Source organism: Streptomyces stelliscabiei, assembly GCF_014873495.1.
Classification (GTDB): Bacteria; Actinomycetota; Actinomycetes; order Streptomycetales; family Streptomycetaceae; genus Streptomyces; species Streptomyces bottropensis.
This window is the reverse complement of record NZ_JADBGF010000001.1, coordinates 10,143,085-10,160,037: the sequence shown is the minus strand read 5'-3', so window position 1 is coordinate 10,160,037 and position 16,953 is coordinate 10,143,085. Positions and strand designations below refer to the sequence as shown.

12 protein-coding genes and 1 pseudogene are annotated in these 16,953 nt (G+C 68.7%); 7 read left to right on the top strand and 6 right to left on the bottom strand.

Features of this window, described 5'->3' with window-relative positions:
• Positions 1-14 precede the first annotated feature (14 nt).
• Positions 15-1,757, top strand: a complete 1,743-nt coding sequence (locus tag H4687_RS44475; RefSeq protein ID WP_234317453.1) for an IS1182 family transposase — start codon at positions 15-17, stop codon at positions 1,755-1,757.
• 131 nt (positions 1,758-1,888) lie between these two features.
• Here H4687_RS44475 and H4687_RS44470 read toward each other — a convergent pair whose 3' ends face one another.
• The 3 genes from H4687_RS44470 to H4687_RS44460 all read right to left on the bottom strand — a co-directional run bounded on the left by H4687_RS44470 (position 1,889) and on the right by H4687_RS44460 (position 4,260).
• Positions 1,889-2,776 carry a nuclear transport factor 2 family protein gene (locus H4687_RS44470; RefSeq protein WP_046914649.1) on the bottom strand — a complete coding sequence of 296 codons (888 nt, stop codon included), beginning with the start codon at positions 2,774-2,776 and terminating at the stop codon, positions 1,889-1,891.
• On the bottom strand, positions 2,773-3,066 hold the full coding sequence (locus H4687_RS44465) for a protein-arginine deiminase family protein (RefSeq protein WP_107082326.1): 294 nt from the start codon (positions 3,064-3,066) through the stop codon (positions 2,773-2,775). Before H4687_RS44465 ends, H4687_RS44470 begins: the two co-directional genes overlap by 4 nt.
• A 291-nt stretch (positions 3,067-3,357) precedes the next feature.
• Positions 3,358-4,260: a TIGR03619 family F420-dependent LLM class oxidoreductase gene (locus tag H4687_RS44460; protein WP_046914648.1), complete on the bottom strand. Its 903-nt coding sequence runs from the start codon at positions 4,258-4,260 to the stop codon at positions 3,358-3,360.
• Positions 4,261-6,119: 1,859 nt separating this feature from the next.
• Between H4687_RS44460 and H4687_RS48625 the strand changes: the two are divergent.
• Positions 6,120-6,309 (top strand): annotated as a pseudogene (locus H4687_RS48625) (IS5-like element IS4811 family transposase); the annotation flags it as partial.
• A gap of 95 nt (positions 6,310-6,404) precedes the next feature.
• Here the strand turns inward: H4687_RS48625 and H4687_RS44450 are convergent.
• Positions 6,405-7,166: a methyltransferase domain-containing protein gene (locus H4687_RS44450; protein ID WP_046914647.1), complete on the bottom strand. Its 762-nt coding sequence runs from the start codon at positions 7,164-7,166 to the stop codon at positions 6,405-6,407.
• A gap of 89 nt (positions 7,167-7,255) precedes the next feature.
• Entirely contained in the window at positions 7,256-7,492 is a 237-nt protein-coding gene (locus H4687_RS44445; RefSeq protein WP_046914646.1) for a hypothetical protein, read from the bottom strand.
• A gap of 90 nt (positions 7,493-7,582) precedes the next feature.
• Here H4687_RS44445 and H4687_RS44440 point away from each other — a divergent pair, with 90 nt between their 5' ends.
• The 3 genes from H4687_RS44440 (at position 7,583) to H4687_RS44430 (ending at position 11,537) form a co-directional block, all read left to right on the top strand.
• Positions 7,583-8,599 (top strand): NAD(P)/FAD-dependent oxidoreductase, encoded by a 1,017-nt coding sequence (locus H4687_RS44440; protein ID WP_046914645.1) that lies wholly within the window; start codon positions 7,583-7,585, stop codon positions 8,597-8,599.
• Between the two features lie 215 nt (positions 8,600-8,814).
• On the top strand, positions 8,815-9,822 hold the full coding sequence (locus H4687_RS44435; RefSeq protein ID WP_192781788.1) for an NAD(P)H-binding protein: 1,008 nt from the start codon (positions 8,815-8,817) through the stop codon (positions 9,820-9,822).
• An 83-nt stretch (positions 9,823-9,905) separates the two neighbouring features.
• Positions 9,906-11,537: an MFS transporter gene (locus H4687_RS44430; protein ID WP_046914644.1), complete on the top strand. Its 1,632-nt coding sequence runs from the start codon at positions 9,906-9,908 to the stop codon at positions 11,535-11,537.
• Positions 11,538-11,914: 377 nt separating this feature from the next.
• Here the strand turns inward: H4687_RS44430 and H4687_RS44425 are convergent, their stop codons facing one another.
• Entirely contained in the window at positions 11,915-12,484 is a 570-nt protein-coding gene (locus H4687_RS44425; RefSeq protein WP_046914643.1) for a DUF4232 domain-containing protein, read from the bottom strand.
• Between the two features lie 270 nt (positions 12,485-12,754).
• On the opposite strand from H4687_RS44425, the gene H4687_RS44420 reads away from it, so the two are divergent.
• Positions 12,755-13,690: a hypothetical protein gene (locus tag H4687_RS44420; RefSeq protein ID WP_159026126.1), complete on the top strand. Its 936-nt coding sequence runs from the start codon at positions 12,755-12,757 to the stop codon at positions 13,688-13,690.
• Between the two features lie 1,662 nt (positions 13,691-15,352).
• Complete coding sequence (locus H4687_RS44415; protein WP_046914640.1) at positions 15,353-16,531, top strand: N(5)-(carboxyethyl)ornithine synthase; 1,179 nt, start codon at positions 15,353-15,355, stop codon at positions 16,529-16,531.
• Positions 16,532-16,953: the final 422 nt, after the last annotated feature.

Sequence of the window (16,953 nt, the reverse complement as noted above, 5' to 3'; positions counted from 1 at the left end):
CCTGTCGTGCGGTCGTGGAGGCGGTACGGATGTCGATGCGGCCGGTGGGGTTGCCGGAGATCTCGGAACAGACGGTGGTGGTGGCCCGGGCGGCGTTCCCGAAGGGGAGCCTGGCGATACGGGCGCGGGATCGCCTCGCGGAGGTCTTCGTCGATGAGCCGTTCACGGAGGCGTTCGGGGTGCGCGGGGCGCCGGGACTGTCGCCGGGGGTGTTGTCGCTGGTGATGGTGTTGCAGTTCGCGGAGGGCCTGACGGATCGGCAGGCCGCGGCGATGGCGGTGCGGGCGATCGACTGGAAGTACGCGCTCGGTGCGGAGCTGACGGACACCGGATTCGACGCGAGTGTGCTGTGCCGGTTCCGGGCCCGGCTCGCGGACAACGGTATGGAGCGGGCGGTCTTCGACCGGCTCCTTGAGCACTGCAAGGACGCCGGCCTGGTGGCGGCCGGAGGCAAGCAGCGCACCCATTCCACCCATGTGATCAGTGCGGTGCGGGACTTGAACCGTCTGGAGCTGGCCGGGGAGAGTGTGCGGGCGGCCCTGGAGGCCCTCGCGGTCGCGGCACCGGCCTGGCTGGCCGGACACATCAACGTCACTGAGTTCGCCGAGCGGTACGGGCCGCGGGTCGACGGCTGGCGCATGCCGCCCTCGCAGACGAAACGTGACCGTCTCGCCCAGGTCTTCGGGCAGGATGCCATCGCCTTGTGCCGGGCGGCCTGGGCCGATGACGCTCCGGCCTGGATTCGCGAGATCGAGGCCGTGGGCTTGTTGCGGCAGGTCCTCGTGCAGACCTACATCGTCCGGACCGATTCCCGGGGACGGCAGGTGATCAAGAAGCGGGAAGCCGACGACGGCGTCCCGCCCGGCCAACTCCGCCTGGCCTCCCCCTACGACTCCGACGCACGCTGGGCGGCCAAGGGCGACGACCTGTTCTGGATGGGCTACAAGATCCATCTCACGGAGACCTGCACCACCCTCCCCGACGCCGACGCCGACGCCGACGCCGACGTGGGCACAGGGGTGGGCACAGGGGTGATGCCGAATCTGATCACCGACGTGCACACCACCGACGCGACCGTGCCGTATGTGAAGGCGACCGCCCTGATCCAGCGCAAGCTCGCCGAGCACGGAGTGCAGCCCGGCGAGCACTACCTCGGCTCCGGCTACCCGTCGGCCGACCTGATCACCAAGGCCCTGAAACAGGGCATCCGCATGGTCACCCCGGTCCTCCAGGACCACTCTGACCAGGCCAAGGCCGCCGAAGGCTTCGACAAGAACGCCTTCACCATCAACTGGAAGACCCGCCAGGTCCGCTGCCTCGCCGGCAGGACCAGCTCCCACTGGAACCCGGTCAAACAGCACGGCAAAGACGCGATCGTCATCACCTTCAGCGTCCTGACCTGCCGCAACTGCCCTCTCCAGAAGCAGTGCACCACCTCGAAGACCGGGCGCCGCATGCTCACCCTGCGTCCCGAGGAACTCCACGAGAACCTCGCCCGGGCCCGCGCCGAGCAGAAGACCGACACCTGGAAGAACAAGTACGCCCTGCGTGCCGGAGTCGAGGGCACCATCAACCAGGCCCTCAACACCGGCATCCGCCGGGCCCGCTACCGCGGCCTGCCGAAAGTCCGCCTCCAACACGCCTTCTCCGCCACCGCACTCAACGTGATCAGGCTCGACGCCCACTGGACCACAGGCCCCCTCAACCGCCCCCGCACCAGCAGACTCGAACGACTCAGCTACAGACTCTCCGCCTGAACGAATTGCGCAGCAGAGTCCCGGACCCCCGCAAAGCCCTGCTACACGGGAGAATCCAGAACGCCTGGGAGGCAGATCGCTACGTCCTGCCCGGCGTTCCGTTCTCCAGCAGGGCGAGGCTTGGTAAAGGGCTACTGCCCGTCGGCTACGACGTCCCAGTGCTCGATGATCTTGCCGCCGACGACGCGGAAGAGGTCCACGACGACGTAGTCGGAGCTGAAGACCCACACCAGGTCCCCGTCGGCGAGGGTGTTGCCGAACCGGGTCCCGCCTCCGGTACTGCTGGGCGAGGGGGCGTCCTGCGTGTTCTGCTCGAAGAACCGCTTCAGCGGAGCCGTTCCGTTCGGAGCGATCGGGTTGTGCTGGTAGTACCGAGGATCCCAGCTCTTGTCGATCACGGACGCGTCACCGTCGGAGAGCTTTCGGTACGCGTCGACCGCGAACTTCCGGTTCTTGTCCTCCTGCTCCTCGGACAGGGCCGGTGCCCCGTCCGGGTACCGGTACACGTCGCTGAACAGCGAGTTCCCGCTGGCCGTCTTCTTCGGCACGGTCTGCGTGATGCCCCAGTGCTCGACCAGCTTGCCGTTGTCGACCCGGAAGAGGTCGGCTTTGGCCTGGCCGGTCGCCTCGTTCTTCGGGGTCGCCGACGCGTGCCAGTGCACGGCCACCAGGTCACCGTCGGCGGCCACGTGCTTGACGGTCGCCACCGCACCGGGAATCTTCGCCTTGACGTCCTTGAACTGCTTGATCTGCCCGTCGGCCCCGCCGGGCACCGACTTGTCGTGCTGCACGTAGTCGGTCGCGACGAGCTCCTTCACCACGTCGGTCTTGTCCTTGTTGAACGCCTCCGAGTACAGGCGCAGAACAAGCGCCTCGTTTCGCTCCTCGGAGTCCGACGCCGAGCGGGCCGCGGCGGACGTTGTCGACCGGGCGGCCGGGTCGGTGCCGGACGTGCTGCTGCAGGCGGTGGCGAAGCAGGCCACCGCAGCGAGCCAGGGCAGAGTCTTCCGGTATCTCACTTGAATCTCCTATGTATGGTCGGTTCGATGCTGGTGAGGGAGTTCCACCAGCAGGTGCCGGCGGCGCGGATCGTGTGGGCGCCGCAGCACACCTCGCCGCCGAAGACGTGGTGGGTACGCCAGTCGTCGCCTTGGCGCACCCGCCTGGCGGCCTTGGTGTACGCCCAGGTCACCGCCTCGGCGAGGATGTCCTTTGTCGCCGATGACCCTGCGCGCAGTTCGGCGGTCGCGGTCAGTTGCGCACAGGATCTCCTGCGCTGCGTCGGGGCGGATGCCCGAGGTGCCGACACTCGCTGCCACTCGCGTCGTGCGACTTACTGCGTGACCTTCTCGATGGTCACGTCGCCCACACCCAAGGTCATGCCGCATCCGTTACGCGCGTACTGCGATCCCGGGACGAGATCACGGCTGCGCAGCGGCCGGTCCGGCCCCGCAGTCATTCCCAGCGGTCGGCCCCGACGGTGGGTAACCAGAGCCTGCCGGCCCCATTGTGGCGACCCGTGTTCCTGCGACACGCGGTGTGCGAATGGCTGAGCACACGTATCGGCGGGGCGCTCTCGCCAGGTCGGAATGGCCGGCGGTCAGCCCTTGCCTGCCAGTTCGATCAGCTCGGTGGCGAAGGCGATGGCTCCGTCGACGCTGTGGACGGCGTACATGGAGTCGATCATGAAGTGATCGATGCTGGTGCGCTCGTGGACCGCCTTGAGAGCATCCGCGACCTGCTGTGAGGAGGTGTCCGGGTCGATGTTGACCCGCAGGACCGTGTCGATCGCGGACGGATCCCGGCCGGCCTCTCGGGCCAGCCGGTCGATGACCGCCCGCTGGGCTACCAGACCGTCGACGTCCAGGTAACTCGGCACCACGCACAACGGCAGCCAGCCGTCCCCGCGTTCGGCGACCCGCCGCAGCGCCCGCTCTGACAGTGCGCCCAGGTAGAACGGCGGTCGTGGGCGCCGTGCCGGCTTGAGCGGAGAGTGATGCAAGGGCACCGAGATCGACTCACCCTGGAATGCGGCCGGGTCGGTGGTCCAGATGGCTTCCAGAGCGTCGAGCAGTTCGTTCATCCTGGCTCCACGGCGGCTGAAGTCCCCGCCCGCGGCTTCGTACTCCTCGGGCGACCAGCCGATGCCGAACCCAGGCAGCAGACGACCACCGCTTATCAGGTCGATGCTGGTCAGCGACCTGGCCAGTTGCACTGGCGGATACAGAGGGGCGATGAGTACATGAGCTCCGAGGAGCACGCGCTCGGTGGCACTCGCGGCGATACCCAGGAGCACGAAGGGGTCGGCGGCCGGGTTCAGTTCGGCCGGGATGGTGTTGCCTTGCCCGCCATAACCGACCTTCGGGTTGACAGCGGCGAGGTTGCGGTCACCAACCCACAGACTGGCAGCCCCTGCATTCTCGACCTTCCGGGCGAACTCGGCGGTCCGGGCGATGCCGGAGGCCTGCTTGTGGAACTGCGGGAGCGCGAAACCGATCTTCATGGTTGTTCTTTCTCAAGTGGAGTGAGGCGACTTCGCCAGAGCAAGGGTGGGCGCCATCCGAGGCGTGTCGGTCCGCGCGGGTCAGTGCCCTTGGCAGCAGGAACCACCCGATGTCCGGCCGGCGCCCTGGGCGCCGATGCGCTGCACCGCTTCGGCTCGGGTCCGTCCCGTCGGGGAGTCCACGTCGTGGACCACCTGTCCGGAGATCAGGGTGTACTGGACCTTGGTAGCCAACGAACCGGGTCAGCTCTGCGTATCAGCCGATCGGAAAGCAGTGGACACGCAAGCAGGGATCCGACGCCGCCACGTTGACCGTCTCGGCTGGGGCAGCAAAAAGAACGGCACCGGCCGCGGCGGCGACCAGGAATGCACTGACGATGCCGCGGAGAGCCCTCTTCTTCATTGCTCACCTTCCCTTCACAGATTGACCGGATTTCCGGGCTTGGTGGACATGCTCACTTTCCGCAGCACTGTTCAAGCGTCAGGCATGTGCCCACTCCCGACCCAGCGGCGGCACCCCGAATGTTGAGTGGTTAACCTCTTAACCACAAGCTCGTACGGGACTGTTGAGGTGCTGATCGGCGCCGCCCGCAGAGTCGGTGTCAGCAGGTCTGGCAGAGGTAGCCGTCCGCACCCTCGGAAACGGCAGGGTGGCCGCGTCGGGCGATGTTCAGCGGGCCGCCCCGGCAGAACGCCTTCCACAAACACTTCGCCGTGTATGCACACGGCGAGCACATGGGATATCGGAGACGCTGCCCGCACAAGTCGATACGCTCTCCGGGACCTCAAAAAGGTCTTATGAAGGCGCTGTCACGTTGTTGAGCGGGAAGGCGTCTGATGGTGCGTCGTGGCGTGGTGGAGCCCGCCTTCCGGGCTGTGCTCAGGCCGCGGTGGCGCGGCCATCAGCAGCAGCACGAGAGCGCGGCTGGTGAAGTCCTCGCGCAACTGCCCGCTGTCCTTGGCGCGGCCGACCCTCGCATCCAGTGTCGTCCGCTCCGCTTTCGCCCTCGTCCCCGTCCGGCGAGCAGCTGCTGGAAGGCGAGCGCGCCGGTCCGGCGAGCGCCTTCGCCGGACCCTGCCCCAGCCGGGCGAAGTAGCCGGCCAACCTCGTCATGACCGGCGGAGGCAAACTGACGGCATTGCATGCGTCGACGGCGACGGCGACGGCGACGGGAAGCGCCTCATGCCGTGCGGACGCTGCAGGCAGCTCCTCTTCGAACACTCGGCACCCGGAATGCTTCGCGACACCATCAGCGGCATCAAGACGATCGAACAAGTACTGCCTGACGCCTTCGGCCCACGCACACTCGACGCGTACCGACGAAACCACACAACGTAGCGCGACGCCCCCAACCCCATCGCGAGTCTCGATTTACAGGAGATGAGGCTCGCGTACCTGGAATTCATGCGCCTCAGCCGGGCCGCTCTGCTGGCGGCTGCGGTCGCCCGGGCGGCTGGCCGAAGAACTGCGCCCGCAACCAGTCGAGTTGCTCCACCGCATGCACGGTGTCGCCGGGCTCGAACTGCACGGTCAGTCGCCGAACGCCTCACCGCAGCAGACAGTGGCACTTCGGCCGCCGCTGCGCCAACTCGGACCGCGTTTGCAGGAATTCGTGCCAGTGCTCCGCCTCGCCGCCCTCGCGGAGATGGGTGCCATCCCCGCGGATGCGGGCAGCGGTACGGACTCCCGCTGGGCGTCGACGAGTCGGCGACCAGCCCGATCGTCGCCATCCCGCGTGAGCGTCAGCCTGACGTCCTGCTCACCCACGTGCACAGTGCGGTGGGGAACTCCCGAGCGGTGTGGGCGAGGCTCGGGGGTGGGCGTACTGCGCGGAGATGCGCGCGAGGACACGGCCGCGGTCAGCCGCCCCAAGGACGCGTCTGGCTTCGTCGCACTGCCCCGCCGCTGGGTCGTCGAGAGGTCGCTCACGTGGATGATGCACGCACGCCGCCAGGCCCGGGACCACGAACGGCTCATCCAGTACTGAGACCCCGAACACCTGGGCCGTCATCACCCTCATGACCAGGCCTCTCGCACGGAGGGGGCCCCAGCTGACCCAGGAAACCCACATCGGCCTGCCTGACAGGCGTGGTCACCGTTCCCCGGTCGGGCGGATCCCCGCAGCCCGTGCTCCAGCTGCTCTCTAGGCGGAGGCGGCAGCCACGAAGAACGGAATGGCGATGAGGAGGCGGTCGGCCTCGGCGCGTCGGCGCTGTTCGGCGAGCCACTCATCGGCCTGGTCCCGGCCGACGGCACCGCTCGCGCAGGCCCGCTCGGCGAGCATGGTGGGCAACGACAGCATCGCAGGATCGGTGAACACGCTGGTGTGCACCTCGACGGTGACCTCGTTGAAGCCGCCGTCCAGGAGCAGGTTGCGGTACTGGCGGCCGGCGCGGGGCGTGCTCAGGAGGTCGGCGCGGGCGTGCACGATCGTGCGAGTGAGCGCCGCATCATCGGAATCGACCATGATGGCGTCCCAGTCCTGCCCGACCAGGACGATCCTGCCGCCCGGGCAGAGGACGCGCCGCGCTTCCGCCACCGCGCGCCACGGCTCCTGAAGTGCGTGGAAGACCTTGTCGGCACGGTAGCCGCGCATGCTTCCGTCGGCGAACGGCAGATCCTCCGCCCCCGCCTCCCAGAACTCGGCCCCCGGCCACCGCTCCCGGGCCGCGGCCAGCATCCACGGATCGGGATCCGCACCCACCGCGTGGACGCCACGCTCGGCCAACTCGGCGACGGCCTGCCCGGCACCGCAGCCGATGTCCACGACAGACGAGCCCGGGACAAGAGACAGCAGTTCATAGGAGCGGGCCCGCAGCAGGCTGGCGCTCGGCATCTGATCCACCGCGTCGAGGAGGGCCAGCATGGCCTCGGTATCGCGGTCGGAGCTTCGTGGTCTCGCCATACACGGAAGGTACGACCGACCCGCCGTACTTGACAACCCAGTACAGAACTACGTAAGTTTCGGACTGTTCAGTAAACAACGTCCTGAGCTCACCGGACAGGGTGCGTGTACGCCTGGCGCGATTGAGGGCAACCCATGCCTTTGAACTCCTCCGCGCCGCCCGGCGTCGCGACGCCTTCCAGGCCGGCAAGGCACGGTCTGATCCTCGCGATCCTGGCGACGGCGAGTTTCATCGCCGGACTGGATCTGTACATCACGAACGTCGGGCTGTCCTCGGCGCAGGGCACTTCCTGCACGTCGAACAGCCCAAGACGGTCGCCGACCACATCCTGGGCTTCCTGAACAGCTGACCCCCTCCAACCACCCTGAACTCGAAGGTCGACCGAACCATGACTGACAAGGAAAGGCACGAGGCCATGACTGCGACGGCTCCTGCGTACGCGAGCGACGCGCTGGCCGAGGGGACCGTCGACGCGGTGGTGATCGGCGGGGGCGCCGCGGGGCTGAACGGTGCGCTGATCCTCGCCCGCTCCCGCCGCTCGGTCGTCGTGATCGACAGCGGCTCCCCGCGCAACGCGCCCGCGGAGGCCGTGCACGGCCTCATCGCCCTGGACGGCACCCCGCCGTCCGAGATCCTTCGACGGGGCCGGGAGCAGGTGCGCCAGTACGGCGGACGCGTCGTGTTCGGCGAGGTGGTCTCGGCCGGGTCCGCCGCCCCGTCGGCGGACGGGGACCTGCGGTTCACCGTCACCCTGGCCGACGGCCGCAGCATCACCGCCCGCCGCATCCTGGTGGCCACCGGCCTGAAGGATGTGCTGCCACAGGTGCCCGGGCTCGCCGAGCACTGGGGGCACAGTGTGGTGCACTGCCCGTACTGCCACGGCTGGGAGGTGCGCGACGAGCCCATCGGCATCCTCGCCACCGGCGCGGCCTCCATCGGCCACGCGTATCTGTTCCGTCAGCTGACCGAGGACCTGACCTACTTCACCCACGGCACCGACCTGGACGAGGACAGCCGCGCCCGCTTCGCCGCCCGCGGCATCCGTGTCATCGACACCCCGGTCGCCGAGGTCGTCGACGACGCGGACGGTGCCCTCGCCGGGGTGCGCCTGGCCGACGGCCAGGTCGTGGCCCGCCGCGTCGTCGCGGTCGCCGCGCCGATGCAGGCCCGCACCCAGGGCCTGGAAGGTCTGGGCCTGCCGGTGCAGGACCTGCCGAAGGGCCACGGTTTCGCCTCCGGCACGGCCGGCACCACCGAGGTGCCGGGTGTGTGGGTGGCCGGCAACGCCACCGATCTGGTCGCCCAGGTCGGAGCCTCCGCAGCGGCCGGCGCACTGGCCGGCGCCGACATCAACAGCACTCTGGCCACCGCAGACACCGACGCGGCCCTCCAGAAGATCGCCGAGGCAAGCCCAAAAGCGGCCACACGATGATCTCGAAGCCCTGAGATCCCAGCCCGTCACCCGCCCGCCTCACCTCCATCGGTGAGAAACCAATCAGTTTCCAGACGGCTTTCTGCCATGCCCAACAACCAGGCAGCAGGAGCGTCGCGCCGAGGTCAACGCCACCCTCCTCGACCTCCTCGACGACTTCACATCCTCGGCTTCCCGAACGGCCGACCCACCCCCACCAGATGAAGGACACAACAATGTCGGAGCGCAATCCCATTCTGATCACCGGCGCCGGCGGCCAAGTCGGTGGCGTGAGCAGGGTGATGATCGACATGCTGCTCGAACAGGGCCACCCGGTGCGCGCGTTCGTGCGACGGGACGACGAACGCGCGCAGTCGCTGCGCGAGGCCGGGGCCGAGGTCTTCGTCGGCGACCTGCTCAAACTCGCGGACGTGGCCGCCGCGCTGAAGGGTGTCAAGCGCATCTACTTCAGCATGACCCCGCAGCCGTACTACGCCGATGCCCTCACCGTGATGGCCGCGGCGGCGCGAGCCCAGGGCGACATCGAGGCCTTCGTGCACCTGTCCAACTACGAGCAGTCGTACATGACGCTCGAGAAGATGACCGAACCGGAGGAGGAGCGGCGTTCCTGGCTCGGCGGACTGGTCACGGACTGGTCACCGCAGCAGCGGGCGCACTGGGTCTGTGAGCGGGTGCTGGACTGGTCCGGCCTGCCGACCGTCAACGTGCGGGCGACCCTGTTCGCCGAGAACCCCCACCTGACCTGGATGCTGCAGGGCCCGCTGAGCAACGGTGAACTGCGCCTGCCCTTCGGCAACCAGCGGCTCGCGCCCATCGCCGTTCACGACGTGGCAGAGGTGTGCGTGAAGATGCTGGCCGACCCCGCACCGCACATCTCGAAGTCCTACACGCTCACCGGCCCGGAGCTGAAGGACATGTACGGGTTCGCTGAGGACTACGCAGCCGTGCTGGGACGCCAGGTCACCTACATCCCCGAGGAAGTGGAGGCCTGGAACAAGGCCTTCCTCGACGAGACCGTCCTGCAGGAGGCCCTGGGCGATCCGGCTACGGCCCGGCACGTGGCGGCGCACCTGAGGAACCAGACCAGGCTGATCGCCGGCGGGCGGTACGACGTCCTCTCCGACCAACTGGAAACCCTGCTCGGGCACCCACCGCGGACCATGCGGTGGGCGCTGCAGAACAACACTCGCCTGCGCGAACTGGCGGGTGCTCCGAGCCACTGAGCGCTCCGGAGCAGAACATGACGCCACCCGATGGGCAATTCAGAGCTTCCGCTCGTCCGCCCCGTCCCTCTCAGGAGCTACTGATGCCCTTCCTTGCACATACCCCCGTGGAGAAAATGACCGGGCCTTACGCGCGGCGCTGGTGGGCGCTGCTCGTGCTGTGCCTGAGCCTGCTGATCACGGTGATGGCGAACACGTCACTGATCGTCGCCGCCCCCGACATGACCACCGACCTGGGCCTGAGCAGCAGTGATCTGCAGTGGGTCGTCGACTCCTACACCGTTCCGTACGCGGCGCTGATGCTGGTGCTGGGAGCGATCGGCGACAAGTACAGCCGGCGCGGCGCGCTGGTGCTGGGTCTGCTGATCTTCGCCGGCGGTTCGGTGATGGGCAGCCTGGTCGACGAGACCTCGCTGGTCATCGTGGCCCGCGCCATCATGGGCGTGGGTGCCGCGGTCGTGATGCCGGCCACGCTCTCCCTGGTGGTCGCGACCTTCCCCCGCAGCGAGCGGGCCAAGGCCATCACCGCCTGGGCCGCGACCTCCGGGGTGGCGGTAGCCGTCGGCCCGCTGGTCTCCGGCTGGCTGCTCGAGGACCACGCCTGGGGCTCGACCTTCCTGATCAACGTGCCGATAGCCGTTGCCGCCGTGTTCGGCGCGCTCGCCCTGGTACCGCCGTCCAAGGCGGAGGGCATGGGCCGGATCGACTACGTCGGCGGTCTGCTGTCGATCGTCACCGTCGGCTCCCTGATCTACGCCGCCATCGAGGGCCCGCACTCCGGCTGGGGCGCCGGCCCCGGCACCGCCGCCGTGGTCGCCGGTGCCGGTCTGGCCGCCTTCGTCGCCTGGGAGCTGCGGCACCCGCACCCGATGCTGGACGTCCGCAGGTTCGCTCTGCGGCCCTTCAGCGGCTCGATGCTCGCGGTGATGTTCTTCTTCTTCGGTATGTTCGCCGTGATCTACTACGTGACGCAGTTCCTGCAGTTCGTCCTCGGCTACGGCGCCCTGGACACGGGTGTACGGCTGCTGCCGCTGGGCGGTGCGGTGTTCCTCGGGTCCGCGGTGACCGGGGTGCTCGCCCCGAAGCTGGGGGTGAGGGTGATGGCCGTGACCGGCATGGCCGTCGGCACGGCGGGCATGTTCCTGCTCACCCAGATCGACAAGGGGTCGACGTACGGGGACTTCCTGGCGCCGCTGATGATGCTGGGCCTCGCGCTCGGACTGGCCATCTCCCCGGCGACCGACACGATCATGGGCTCCTTCCCCGAGTCCGAGCTGGGCGTCGGCGGCGGCGTCAACGACACCGCGCTGGAGCTGGGCGGGGCGCTGGGCATCGCGGTGCTGGGCTCGCTGCTCGGCACGGCCTACCGGGACGAACTGACCGACCTGGTGGGCAACCGGCTCCCGGGCGAGGCGATGGAGACCGCCAAGGACTCCGTCGGCGCCGGCCTGGCCGTCGCGGAGCGCGTCGCGCAGGACCCTGCCGCCGGGCCCCAGCAGGCCCAGGCCGCCGTGGACGCCGTCCACCAGGCCTTCGCCCACGGAGTCGCCCAGACCAGCCTCATCGGCGGGATCATCATGGCCGCCGGAACACTGATCGTCCTCGCCATCCTGCCGGGCCGGCGCGGGTTCGCGAAGCAGAGCGCCGAGCCAGGAGCCGGGACGGCCGCGAGCGAGGCGGCCACTGTGCGGGAGCACACCGGGGCCACCCGCTAGATCGCCGACGGGGCGTCCACCGGATCGCCGGGGACGCGTCCGCGGGATCGCCGGGCGACGCGTCCGCCGGGTCGCCGGTCACCACCTTCGCCGGATCGCCCGCCAGGCGCGTCGGGCAGGAGCCCGGCGGCGCGAGACGCGCAGGGCGCGCGTGGTCCACGGTCCACGGCCACGCGGGTCCTCTGCCGGAACACCTCACCGTCCTCAGCCTCCGGGCCGAGTTTGTGTCATCGGAGTTTGATCACCGCAGGTCAGCGACTCAGTGCACCTTCGGTGCGCTGAGTCGCTGACCTGCACTTATGTGCAGCACCTCGTAAACGTGCAGGTCAGAGCGTTGCGATCGTCGTGCAGGCTGTTCGATTTGTGGGGACGGCGGGTCAGGAAGGCTTGACCGCCGAGACCGGGGTGACGGTCACCTTGTTGTCGCACTCGGCCCACACCCCGTCGTTCAGGGCGACCTGGTGCTTCCCGGAGTGCGGCAGCCCGATGACCATCGTCGGATACGTCACCGGGTCCTTGCCCGACTTGCAGTAGCCGTCGGCCTCCCCGTGGACCTGGACGAAGGTCAGCTTCACCCACACCTTGCTGTGCGGCCGGACCGTCACGGTGGCCGCCCTGCCGGTGCGTGTGACCTTGAGCGGGGTGTTGTGGGCGGGAGAGCCGTTGCCTGCGCCCGCGACCGTGGGATGGCCCTTCAGGACGCACGTCCTCTGGGAGACGTTGGTGAACTGCACGACCGCCGCCCCGGTCCCGGTCCCGACGGGCCGGTAAACCGCCTGCCACGCGCTGACCTGGAGGGCGGAGGCCGGGCAGGCGGGCCGCGGGGTGGAGGTGGTGGTGCTCGCTGCCGCGGCGGTGCCGGGCAGGATGCCGGCCATCGCCGCGACGACGGCCGTGACCGCCGTCGTCGCCAGAGCCGCCCTGCGAATGCCGTTGCTGTGCCGCATGCTGTCGTCCCCCTGAGTCGTCTCGTCCGCGGGTTTCGGTCGTCGGTTGTTGCCCCGCGGTACGCGTGGTCGTGGTCCGTGAGTGCAGACAGGGCGGGAGAGCGGCAGGGTTCCGTGCGGCGACTCGTTGTGACGGAATGGTGACGACAGGCTGCACTCGTACAGATGGCCGTCAGGGCAGACCGAAGCACCTCCAGCGCGCCACGGGCTTTACCAGCCCCGGCGCGCACCGAAGGTGCGCTGAGTCGCGGAGAAGCTGTGCCATATCCCTTGATCGGTGACCATCTGTGGCTGGTGAGCGAGTTCGTTCGCCAGGCTGCAGCAGCTGGCAGGCCGAACCGGGCTGCCTTCTCCGCAGGCGGTGGACGTTCAGTCGTTGCCCTGGCCGCGCCCTACGGTCCCCTGGTCGAGGAAGGGCCGCTCGGCGGACTCCAGGTCCGCAGTGCGACGAAGCGCCAGGAACAGCGGATCCACTACCACCTGTACGGCTCCGCCTTTCGCTGTTCTACTTGCCAAATGCGCTGGCGAGACAACGGCAGTTCATGGTGGGTCGCCGGCATCGTGTTCGGGTTGGTTCTCGTGGGACTGGGCGCCTGGCGCATCGGGCCGGCGCACCACCGCGAGCACCAGCAACAGGTCGTGTCGGCGTGTATCGCCGAGCGTGGTGTCGACCAGTGCCTGCCTGTGCGGACCGCCGCCATCACGAAAACAGGCGAGCGGGAGGACTGGGGCGGCCTGTCCGTGCTGTACGTGTATCTCGACGGGGCCTCGGAGCCGACGTTCCAGATCGGGCCGAACTGGAGTGAGCGGCACAGCTCGGAGGTCGTCGTCGCCGAATCGCAGGGCATTGTGTGGGCCTGGCAGGAGAGCGTGCACCACCGGTGGGAGGAACTGTACGAACCATGGCCTCTCTGGACACGTGTCTACCTCGGACTGATCCTGGTCGGCGGCTGGTTCGTACTGCACTACGGGAACGTGCTGCTGATCGAAGGGTCCATTCGATACACCGAACTGGCCGAGCGGTTGGTCGCCACGTACAGCGGGATGAGCTTTGCGGGGATGGCGATCCTCGTCGGGTTCACCCTCTCCTGGATCTTCGGGCTGCTGTCCATCGTCGCCGTGGCGGGCGCCGTCGGTGTCAACGGCGCGGATACCTGGCGCCATTGGCAAAGCGCCTGGCGCCGTGCCCGCCGTGTACCGCGTTGACCGTACCCGCACCCGCGTCCGCGCAGGACGGCAGCCACTTCCGCCCGGCGCACGGCCGCGGTGGCCAGGCGTCAAGCGCACACGGCCCCTCACACCATGAAGGGCCGGGAAACTCCCGGCCCTTCATGTCTCCTGACGCGTCCGCAATGAGCCACGGCTCACGGAGCGTCACAAGTTTCCGGGTTCTGACACAGCTTCTGACCTGCGGTGATCAGACTCCGATGACACAAACTCGCGTCCGTCAAAGCCCGATGGCAAAAGGTCAAGATCCAGTGGCACGGGGCAGTCAGAGGGCTGGACACCTGGCTCGCCCGAGATCCTAGAATCGAACACATGAACGATGAATCGTCGCGGCCTCAGCTGCTCCGCTTCGCCAGACGCGTGGTGGTACAACAGGCGACGGCGGCGCCTAGCCCAGCTCGACGGCTGGATCGAGGCCGAGGAGCGGCGCGAGACGGAGCGGCGTCGAGGTGAGGAGATGCGGCCGCCACCGCCTGATTGGCTGATCCAGTACGGGCTTGCCGGTGGAGGCCGGCGACGTCCGTGAAGCGGGCGTCATGCAGGTCCCGGACCGGCTCGGTCACCTCCCGTGGCAGCCCGGCGGTGGCGGCACGGAGCGTGGGCAGGGTGGTGTAGTCGATCTCTCCGTGCACGGTGATGTGAGCGGCGGTGCCGTCGATCCTCAGGGTGAAGTGCATGGTGGGCGAGCCCCTTCTAGGGGGTGAGGAGCCCAAGGGCGAAGCGCCCCCTTGAGAAGGGGTCGGGCTGACGATGGCGGGAGCTGGAAGCCCTGGTAGGGGGCGACGCCCAGAACCCGAAGAGCGGCACCGTGGTGCCGGTCCGTCTCGTGTCCTGGCATCGTCGCACATCTGGACCCGCGTGGCCCCGCCCGTCATCGGCGCCTACGCCGACCGAAGGCGCCGTTCGAGGCTGTCCAGGCGGCAGCCACCCTGGCCAGGCGTGCGGGCAGCCCACCATCGGACAGTCGGCCTCATGGTCGGGGTACGTGGTCGCCCCGGCCATGACGGGCCAGCCAGTGTTCCTCAGCGACACCCGGGCGGCTCTTTCAGCGGTGACGCAGTTCCTCTGCCCAGATACGGAGCTGGTCCTCGAGTGCGAGGTTGTCGCCGCGGGCCACAGTCTGGAGCAGTCGGGCGCACGAGAGCGCTTCGGCGGCGAGGTGACCGGGCTGCCCAGGACGGGACAGGCGTCCCCAGCACTCGCAGCGTCCAGCGCATCGAGGAGAACGCCGGCGCCGTCGACGTCCCTCTGACCGGGTCCGACCTCGCCACAATCGACGAGATCCTGCCGCACGGCGGCTTCGGCGCCCGCTATTCCGAGGACTACGCGCCCGTCTGGATGTGAGTCCGCCCCGGGACCTCAGCCGCCTTTCCTGACGGGATCGGCACGACGTGCTCGCCCCGGGTGAGAAGCCAGGCCAGGGCCAGCCGGGAGACGGTGATGCCCTTATGGTCGCGGCCAGGTCGCCGAGCTTACGCGGGCCTGGACGTTCTCCTCGAAGCTGTCGGGCGGAAGCGCACAGGGCCACGCGTATGTCGCCCGGACCCGGCTCCCGCCCATGCGCCTGCCCTGCCCCCGCCCGTCGCGACCGGCTGCCGGCTTGCCCCGGTGTGCTAGACAGGGAGTAACCAAAGGGGCATTTTGCAGCAGCTCACGCTCGGAATCATGTCGCAGACCCGCAAGGAAAACGAGCATCGTCTGCCCGTTCACCCCGCTCATTTCGACCGCATCGACGCCGGTCTCCGCAAGCGCATCTACCTCCAGGAAAACTACGGGGAGCATTTCGGCGTCCCGGACAGCCGGCTCGCCCCGCTCGTCGCGGGCTTTCGCACCCGCGAGGAACTCATCGCCGACTGCGATGTCATCCTGCTGGCCAAACCGCTCCACGAAGACCTGGCGGACCTGCGCGAGGGCCAGGTCCTGTGGGGCTGGCCGCACTGTGTGCAGGACGAGAGGCTCACCCAGACCGCCATCGACCGGCGGCTGACTTTGATCGCCTTCGAAGCGATGAACCACTGGACCCGCAGCGGCGCCTTCAACCTGCACGTCTTCCACAAGAACAACGAGCTGGCCGGGTACTCCTCGGTCCTGCACGCCATGCAACTCACCGGCGTGACAGGCGACTACGGGCGGCGGCAGCGCGCGGTTGTCATCGGCTTCGGCGCGACCGCCCGCGGCGCGGTGACCGCGCTCAGCGCCCTGGGCGTGCACGACGTCCACGTGCTCACCGCGCGGGGCGTCACCGCCGTCAGCTCCCCCATCCACTCCGCGCGGATCGTCCACTTCGACCACGACAAGGCCGACGACACCCTCGACCCGCGACGCAGTGTCGCCCTCACCGAGGACGGCCCTCTGCCGCTGGCCGAGTTCCTCGCCGGGCACGACATCATCGTCAACTGTGTACTGCAGGACACCGACGCGCCGCTGATGTTCCTGATAGACGAGGACCTTCCCAAGCTGGCCCCCGGCACCCTGGTCATCGACGTCTCCTGCGACGAGGGCATGGGCTTCGACTGGGCCCGGCCCACCACCTTCACCGACCCGATGTTCACCGTCGGCGACCACGTCAGCTACTACGCGGTGGATCACAGCCCCTCCTACCTGTGGAACTCCGCGACCTGGGAGAACAGCGAGGCCCTCTTGCCGTATCTGGACGTCGTGCTCCAGGGCCCCGACGGCTGGGACACCGACGACACGATCCGGCACGCCATCGAAATCCGCCGTGGCGTCGTCCAAAACCCCAAGGTGCTCGCCTTCCAGCACCGCACCGCACAGTATCCGCACGCCCACGAGGAGACCCTGGCAGCGTCGCGGCCATAGCCGGAAGGCATCCGGTGTCAAGCCGTCCTGCGGCCGTTGTCCCAAGCCGCCGCCCGACGGGCGCCTTGCGGAGTGGTTCGATCAGATTTGGTCCGCCCGCTGTTGGGACCGGGTCTGGTTGTTCATCATCCAGCGCCGTTTCCTGTGCGTCGTGGCGGTTTCGCGGAGCGGCATGGCTCTCAGCCGTGCAGCCGGTCACCGTCCGGTGTGTCGGCACGCGTCAACGCGATGCCGCGTGCGACAGACACGGTTGCGACACGAGCAGGAGACGGTGGAAAGGACGAGGACTTTCCGTATGCCGGAACTGGGACCGGCCCGCCCCGGACCCGTCGCCTCGTGTTCGGGTCCACCAGCCCACCCTCCTTCCGCAGCACGCCGCCCGTCCTCACAGGGCAGTCCGTGACCCCGGCCGCGCCATCCGC